This window comes from Microbacterium sp. p3-SID336, from assembly GCF_025143365.1.
GTDB lineage: Bacteria > Actinomycetota > Actinomycetes > Actinomycetales > Microbacteriaceae > Microbacterium.
This window is the reverse complement of record NZ_JALXPE010000049.1, coordinates 22,194-29,135: the sequence shown is the minus strand read 5'-3', so window position 1 is coordinate 29,135 and position 6,942 is coordinate 22,194. Positions and strand designations below refer to the sequence as shown.

The window sequence follows — 6,942 nt, the reverse complement described above, 5'->3', positions numbered from 1 at the left end:
CAACATCTTCGCCAAGCTCGGCCTCGCCTCGTCCGACAGCGGTCACCGTCGCGGGGGGGGGGGGGGGGGCCGCGCCCCCCCCCCCCCCCCGTCTCCATGGAAAGGCAGCGGGTCATGTCGACACCGATTCTGCAGATGCGGGCGATCGAGAAGGGCTTCCCCGGGGTCAAGGCCCTCCAGGGCGTCGACCTCGAGGTCCGTACCGGCGAGATCCACGCGATCTGCGGCGAGAACGGCGCGGGGAAGTCCACGCTCATGAAGGTGCTCTCCGGGGTGCACCCGCACGGCAGCTACGACGGCGAGATCCGGTACGACGGCGCGGAGATGCGCTTCGGCTCGATCTCCGACTCGGAGCGCGTCGGCATCGTCATCATCCACCAGGAGCTCGCGCTCATCCCGTATCTGAGCGTCGCCGAGAACATCTTCCTCGGCAACGAGCGGCGCGCGGCGAACCGCCTCATCGACTGGGACCGCACCAACGCGGAAGCCGCGCGGCTGCTCGCTCAGGTCGGCCTCGACGAGAACCCGGCCACCCCGGTCGGCCAGCTCGGCGTCGGCAAGCAGCAGCTGGTCGAGATCGCGAAGGCCCTGTCGAAGAACGTCCGGCTGCTCATCCTCGACGAGCCGACGGCGGCGCTGAACGACACCGACTCCGCGCACCTGCTCGACCTGCTCCGGCGCCTCCGCGACGACGGGATGACGTCGATCATCATCTCCCACAAGCTCAACGAGATCGCCGCGATCGCCGACCGCACCACGATCATCCGCGACGGGAAGACGATCGAGACGCTCGACATGCACGACCCCGCGTCGACGCAGGAGAGGATCATCCGCGGGATGGTCGGCCGCGACCTGTCCCACCGCTACCCTCCGCGTATCCCCGCGATCGGCGACGAGGTGCTGCGCATCGAGGACTGGACCGTGATGCACCCCACCCAGCCGGGGCGGATCGTGGTCGATCACGCGTCGCTCGACGTGCGCGCCGGTGAGGTCGTCGGCATCGCCGGGCTCATGGGGGCCGGACGCACCGAGCTCGCGATGAGCGTCTTCGGCCGCGCCTACGGGCGCCGGACCGCCGGGCGCGTGCTGGTCCGCGGTGCCGAGGTCGACACGTCCACGACCAGCGCGGCGATCCGCGCCGGGATCGCCTACGTCACCGAGGACCGCAAGAAGTACGGCCTGAACCTGATCGACGACATCCGGCACAACATCTCGCTCGCCTCGCTCCGCCTGATCAGCCCGGGCGGCTGGATCGACGCGAACCGTGAGCTCCAGGTGGCCGAGCGCTACCGGGCCGAGATGAACATCAAGTCCCCCACCGTGCTGCAGCTGGTCGGGAACCTCTCCGGAGGCAACCAGCAGAAGGTCGTGCTCAGCAAGTGGATGCAGACCGACCCGGACGTGCTGATCCTCGACGAGCCGACCCGCGGCATCGACGTGGGCGCCAAGTACGAGATCTACACCCTCATCAACCGGCTCGCCGCCGAGGGGAAGGGTGTGCTCGTGATCTCCTCCGAGCTGCCCGAGCTGCTCGGCATATGCGACCGGATCTACACCCTCGCGTTCGGCAGGATCACGGGGCAGATCGCCACCGCCGACGCCACCCAGGAGAAGCTCATGCACCTCATGACCGCCGAAAGGACGACCGAACGATGAACGGCGTCAGCACCCTGTCGACCTTCCTCACGCGCAACCTCCGTCAGAGCGGCATCTTCGTCGCGTTCGTGGCGATCGCCGCACTGTTCGCCGTGCTGAACCCGGCGTTCCTGTCGCCGGGCAATCTCACGAACATCGTGCTGCAGTACTCGTACATCCTGATCCTCGCGATCGGCATGGTCATCATCATCATCGCCGGCCACATCGACCTGTCGGTCGGGGCGGTCGTCGCCCTCACCGGCGCCACCGCCGCCGTGCTGGTGATCCGCATGCAGCAGCCGTGGTGGGTGGGCGTGCTCGCCGCACTCGCCGTGGGCGTGCTCGTCGGCGCGTGGCAGGGGTTCTGGGTGGCGTACGTGGGCATCCCCGCCTTCATCGTGACCCTGGCGGGGATGCTGCTCTTCCGCGGGCTCACATTCCTCGTGCTGAGCAACGTGTCGCTCTCGCCGTTCGGAGGCGGCTACTACGCCATCGCGAACGGCTTCTTCAACGGGGTGCTCGGCGGGTACGGCATCGACGTCTTCACGCTCGTGGTGTTCGGCCTCGGCGTGGTCGGCTACACGGTCGCCCAGGTACGGGCCCGGCGCGGTGCGCAGGCTCACGCGCAGACCGTGGAGGCGCTGCCGTGGTTCCTGACGAAGCTGCTCGTCATCGCGGCGGTCGTGATGTGGTTCGGCGCGCAGCTCGCGCAGAGCAGGGGACTGCCGTTCGTGCTGATCCTGCTGGCCGTGCTCGTCATCGCCTACGGCGTGATCACCCAGCGCAGCGTGTTCGGTCGGCACGTGTACGCGATCGGCGGCAACCTGCACGCGGCGCTGCTCAGCGGCGTGAACGTGCGGAAGGTGAACTTCTGGATCTTCGTGAACATGGGCTTCCTGGCCGCGGTCGCCGGCGTGGTCTTCTCCTCGCGCACGAACGGCGCCCAGCCCGGCGCGGGCAACATGTTCGAGCTGGATGCGATCGCGGCGTGCTTCATCGGCGGCGCCGCGGTGACCGGAGGAGTCGGCCGGGTCAGCGGCGCGATCGTGGGTGGACTCATCATGGCCGTGATGAGCAACGGGATGCAGCTGATGGGCCTCGAGCAGTCCACGCAGCAGGTGGTGAAGGGTCTCGTGCTGCTCGTCGCCGTGGCCTTCGACGTCTGGAACAAGCGGAGGGCGGGCGCCGCGCGCTGACCGTTCTAGCCAGGATTCCGGTGATCCGGCCCGCGGCGGGTAGCGTCGGAGCGCAACGTCGACGACGACCGGAGGAGAGTGGCGTGACCAGGGAAGACACGGGGGCGATCGGGAAGGCAGCGGCACCGGCCGAGGGCGAGGAGCATCTGCGGCGGGCGCTGAGCAACCGTCACATCCAGCTGCTCGCGATCGGCGGGGCCATCGGCACGGGGCTGTTCATGGGCAGCGGGAAGACCATCTCGGTGGCGGGGCCGTCGGTGATCTTCGTGTACATGATCATCGGCTTCATGCTGTTCTTCGTCATGCGGGCGATGGGCGAGCTGCTGCTGTCCAACCTCAAGTACAAGTCGTTCAGCGACTTCGCGAGCGACCTGCTCGGCCCGTGGGCGGGCTTCTTCACCGGCTGGACCTACTGGTTCTGCTGGGTCGTCACCGGCGTGGCCGACGTCATCGCGATCGCCGGCTACACGGACGCGCTGATCCCGGGCATCCCGCTGTGGATCCCCGGGCTGCTCGTGGTCGTGATCCTGCTCGCCCTCAACCTGCCCACCGTGGCCGCGTTCGGCGAGATGGAGTTCTGGTTCGCGCTGATCAAGATCGTGGCCATCGTCGCGCTCATCATCACCGGCCTGGTGATGATCTTCACCGGTTTCCAGCACGACGCCGGCACCGCCAGCTTCGCGAACCTCTGGAACCACGGCGGCATGTTCCCGCACGGGTTCCTCGGCTTCGTCGCGGGGTTCCAGATCGCCGTGTTCGCGTTCGTCGGCATCGAGCTCGTCGGCACCGCCGCCGCCGAGACGAAGGACCCGAAGCGCAACCTCCCCAAGGCCATCAACGCCATCCCGATCCGCGTGCTGCTGTTCTACGTCGGTGCGCTGATCGTGCTGATGGCGGTCACCCCGTGGACCGAGTACGTGGCCGGCGAGAGCCCGTTCATCGCGATGTTCGCCCTCGCGGGGCTCGGCATCGCGGCGACCGTCGTGAACCTCGTGGTGCTGACCTCGGCCATGTCCAGCGCGAACTCGGGCATCTACTCGACCTCGCGGATGGTGTTCGGGCTGGCGCAGGACGGCGATGCCCCGAAGCTGTTCGGACGGCTCTCGAAGCGCCGGGTGCCGCAGAACGCCCTGTTCCTGTCGTGCATCCTGCTGCTGTCCGGCGTCGTGCTGCTCTACGCGGGCAAGGACATCGGCACCGCGTTCGACATGGTCACCACGGTGTCCGCCGTGTGCTTCATGTTCGTGTGGACGATCTTCCTCTGCAGCTACCTCGTGTACCGGCGCACGCGACCGGAGAAGGCCGCGGCCTCGGCGTTCAAGATGCCGGGCGGCGTGTTCATGGTGTTCGTGGTGCTCGCGTTCTTCGTGTTCATCCTGTGGGCGCTGACCACCCAGCCGGACACGCTGACCGCGCTGCTGGTGACGCCGATCTGGTTCGCGATCCTGATCGTGGCGTGGCTGTTCGTGCGGAAGTCGCCGCATCACCTCTCCCGCCACGCGGCCCACATCGCGTACCTGCGCGACGACTCGGTGGAAGCCGACTGATCCGTCCGCGCACGACGCCGTTCACAACTCAGGAGATCCGTCGGCCCTCCGCGCCCGATCCGCCGGGTTCGGGTGCGGTGGGGCCGCTTCTCCTGAGTTGTGAACGGCGCAGAGCGTCAGGCCGTGGTGGGGGCGAGCTCGGCGGGGGCGGCGTTCGCGGCAGGGAGGCGCGTGCGCAGGGCCAGGAACAGCAGGACCATGCCCGCCGCGAGCAGCATGTGCCCGAGCCCGGCGATGCCCGCGATCATCTTCGTCGACTCGAGCCCCATCACGGTCAGCGAGCCGTGCCAGAGGAGCATCGCCGAGGTCAGCACGAGCCCGGCGGTGTAGAGCCAGAAGAACCAGCCGAACAGGCGGCTCGCCGAGAGCGTGAAGGCCTTCTCCAGCAGCATCACGACGAGGTACACGACGAAGCCGAGCACGAGCAGGTGCGTGTGGACGAGACCGAGCTGCGTGGGGGCGCCCTCGGGGAAGTCGTTGAGCTTGGTGAACTCGCGGTAGAAGAGGCCGGAGGCGACCCCGACCAGCATGGAGGCGAAGGCGGCGTAGAAGAGGCGGCGCATGGGTGTTCCTTTCGGGTCGCTTCCAGCCTCCGTCGCGGCCCGGATCCGCGGATCCATCGAACGGTTGAGATGCGGATGCGGCGGCGCGGTGCTCTCAGAGGAGCCCGGTCTCCCGGGCGATCGCCACGGCCCTGGCACGCGAGTCCGCGCCCAGCTTCTCGAACACGTGCACCAGGTGGGTCTTGACCGTGGCCTCCGTGACGAACAGGGTCTTCGCGATCTCGCGATTGGAGGCGCCCGTGTCCAGCAGTCGCAGCACCTCGCGCTCGCGGTCGGTGAGGTGCACGCGGGGCGCGCGCAGCACCTGCCCGACTCGCGCGCTCAGCTCCGGCGTGAGCACGAAGCCGCCGCGCGCCGCCTCCCGGATCGCCCGCACGATGTCGTCCGGCGGGATGTCCTTGAGCAGGTACCCGGCAGCGCCCGTCTCGATCGCCCCGAGGATCTCGGCGTCACGGTCGAACGTCGTGAGGATCAGCACCGCGGGCGCCGGGTCGAGGGCGCGCAGCGCCGCCGTGGTCTGCACGCCGTCCATGCCGTCGCCCAGGCGCAGGTCGCACAGCACCACGTCGGGATGGAGGTGCCGCGCGAGGCGCACGGCCTCCTCGCCGGAGGCCGCTTCGCCCACCGTCTCCACGTCGTCGCGGTGGTCGAGCAGGGATCGGACGCCCGCCCGCACGATGGGGTGGTCGTCGACGAGCAGCACGCGCACGGGCGTCATCCCGTCCCTCCCCCAGCCGGCGGCCCCGCGATCCGCAGCGGCACGTGCGCCGACAGGGCCGTGCCGTCGCCAGGGCCGCTCTCCACGTCGAGGCCCCCGCCGAGTTCCCGCAGCCGCGCCCGCATCGACCGCAGCCCATAGCCGCCGCCCGCGCTCCGCTGTCCGCGCGCATCCCACTGCGAGGCGTCGAAGCCGACCCCGTCGTCGACGATGTCGAGCCGCACGGCGTCACCCGCGTCGGCCAGGGTCACCACGACGCGCGAGGCGTGTGCGTGGCTGCGGACGTTCGCGAGCGCCGACTGCGCCGTCCGCAGCAGCGCGATCTCGGCATCGATGCCCAGAGGAGGCAGCCCGTCGTCGGCATGCAGGGTCGTGGCGATGCCGGTCTCGTCGGCCAGGCGGTCGAGCATGCGCGCGAGAGCGTCCGCCAGTGCCGTCGTCTCCAGCTCCGCCGGCATCAGGTCGTTCACGATGCGCCGTGCGTCTGCCAGCCCCTCGGCCGCCAGGGCGCCGATCTGCTCCAGAGCCCGCGCGCGCTGCTCCCGGTCGTCCGCCGCGAGCGCGGAGCGCGAGAGCATGCCGATGGACGACAGGCTCTGGGCGACCGTGTCGTGGATGTCGCGGGAGACCCGGGTGCGCTCGGCGCTCGCGCCGGATTCCCGTTGCGTGCGGGCGAGCTCGTCCTGCAGCGCGGCCATCTCCTCCTGCGTCGCGACCAGAGAGGCGATCAGCCGCCGCCGTTCCCGGCCGTCGCGCACCAGCTCCAGGTATCCGCGGGAGATGCCGAGCGCGAAGATGCCGCCGACGAGCGGGCCGATGACGTTCGCGTAGGTGGTCGCCCCGGTGTGCAGGGGCGGAGCGGCGATGACGACGACGAGGATCAGGATGCTCAGCGGGATCGCCCACCGCAGCCGCAGCACGAAGCCGGCGAGCAGCCACAGCGGGAACGCGAGCCACACGAACTCGGGCGACACGGCGACCGCGCCCAGCCAGATCGCGGTGAGCCCCAGCAGCCAGCCGGCCGCGAGCCCCCGGTCGCGTGTGCGCCCCGCGAGCAGCAGCCCGCCGCCGTACCAGCCGAGGAACACCAGGGCGATCGCGATCAGTAACGGCAGCGGCACGCCGTCGAGCGCCGCGCGGACCACGCCCACGACCGTCACCAGGACGGTGATGACCGCCTGTCCGATGCGCACGGAGCCGACCAGACGCGCCCAGGAGCGCCCGGGGCGGGGCGGGGGCTCGAGCGGCGACATGCCGATATTCTTCCCCGCCCGGCTGACGGG

The 6,942-nt window shown here is 69.8% G+C and carries 6 protein-coding genes; 3 read left to right on the top strand and 3 right to left on the bottom strand.

Annotated elements, in window-relative coordinates; genetic code table 11:
- Window positions 1-114 precede the first annotated feature (114 nt).
- From mmsA to cycA, 3 genes are all read left to right on the top strand, one after another.
- A complete protein-coding gene (mmsA, locus tag M3C17_RS14330) occupies window positions 115-1,656 on the top strand; it encodes a multiple monosaccharide ABC transporter ATP-binding protein (RefSeq protein ID WP_259978591.1) in 1,542 nt (513 codons plus the stop codon).
- On the top strand, window positions 1,653-2,831 hold the full coding sequence (gene mmsB / locus M3C17_RS14325; protein WP_259978590.1) for a multiple monosaccharide ABC transporter permease: 1,179 nt from the start codon (window positions 1,653-1,655) through the stop codon (window positions 2,829-2,831). The genes mmsA and mmsB overlap by 4 nt, the downstream gene beginning before the upstream one ends.
- A gap of 83 nt (window positions 2,832-2,914) precedes the next feature.
- Window positions 2,915-4,378, top strand: coding sequence for a D-serine/D-alanine/glycine transporter (cycA, locus tag M3C17_RS14320; RefSeq protein ID WP_259978589.1), 1,464 nt, complete (start codon window positions 2,915-2,917; stop codon window positions 4,376-4,378).
- 116 nt (window positions 4,379-4,494) lie between these two features.
- Here cycA and M3C17_RS14315 read toward each other — a convergent pair whose 3' ends face one another.
- From M3C17_RS14315 to M3C17_RS14305, 3 genes are all read right to left on the bottom strand, one after another.
- Window positions 4,495-4,941 (bottom strand): DUF2871 domain-containing protein, encoded by a 447-nt coding sequence (locus M3C17_RS14315; protein WP_259978588.1) that lies wholly within the window; start codon window positions 4,939-4,941, stop codon window positions 4,495-4,497.
- 94 nt (window positions 4,942-5,035) lie between these two features.
- Window positions 5,036-5,659 carry a response regulator transcription factor gene (locus tag M3C17_RS14310; protein WP_259978587.1) on the bottom strand — a complete coding sequence of 208 codons (624 nt, stop codon included), beginning with the start codon at window positions 5,657-5,659 and terminating at the stop codon, window positions 5,036-5,038.
- Window positions 5,656-6,912, bottom strand: a complete 1,257-nt coding sequence (locus tag M3C17_RS14305) for a sensor histidine kinase (RefSeq protein WP_259978586.1) — start codon at window positions 6,910-6,912, stop codon at window positions 5,656-5,658. Before M3C17_RS14305 ends, M3C17_RS14310 begins: the two co-directional genes overlap by 4 nt.
- Between the last annotated feature and the right edge of the window lie 30 nt (window positions 6,913-6,942).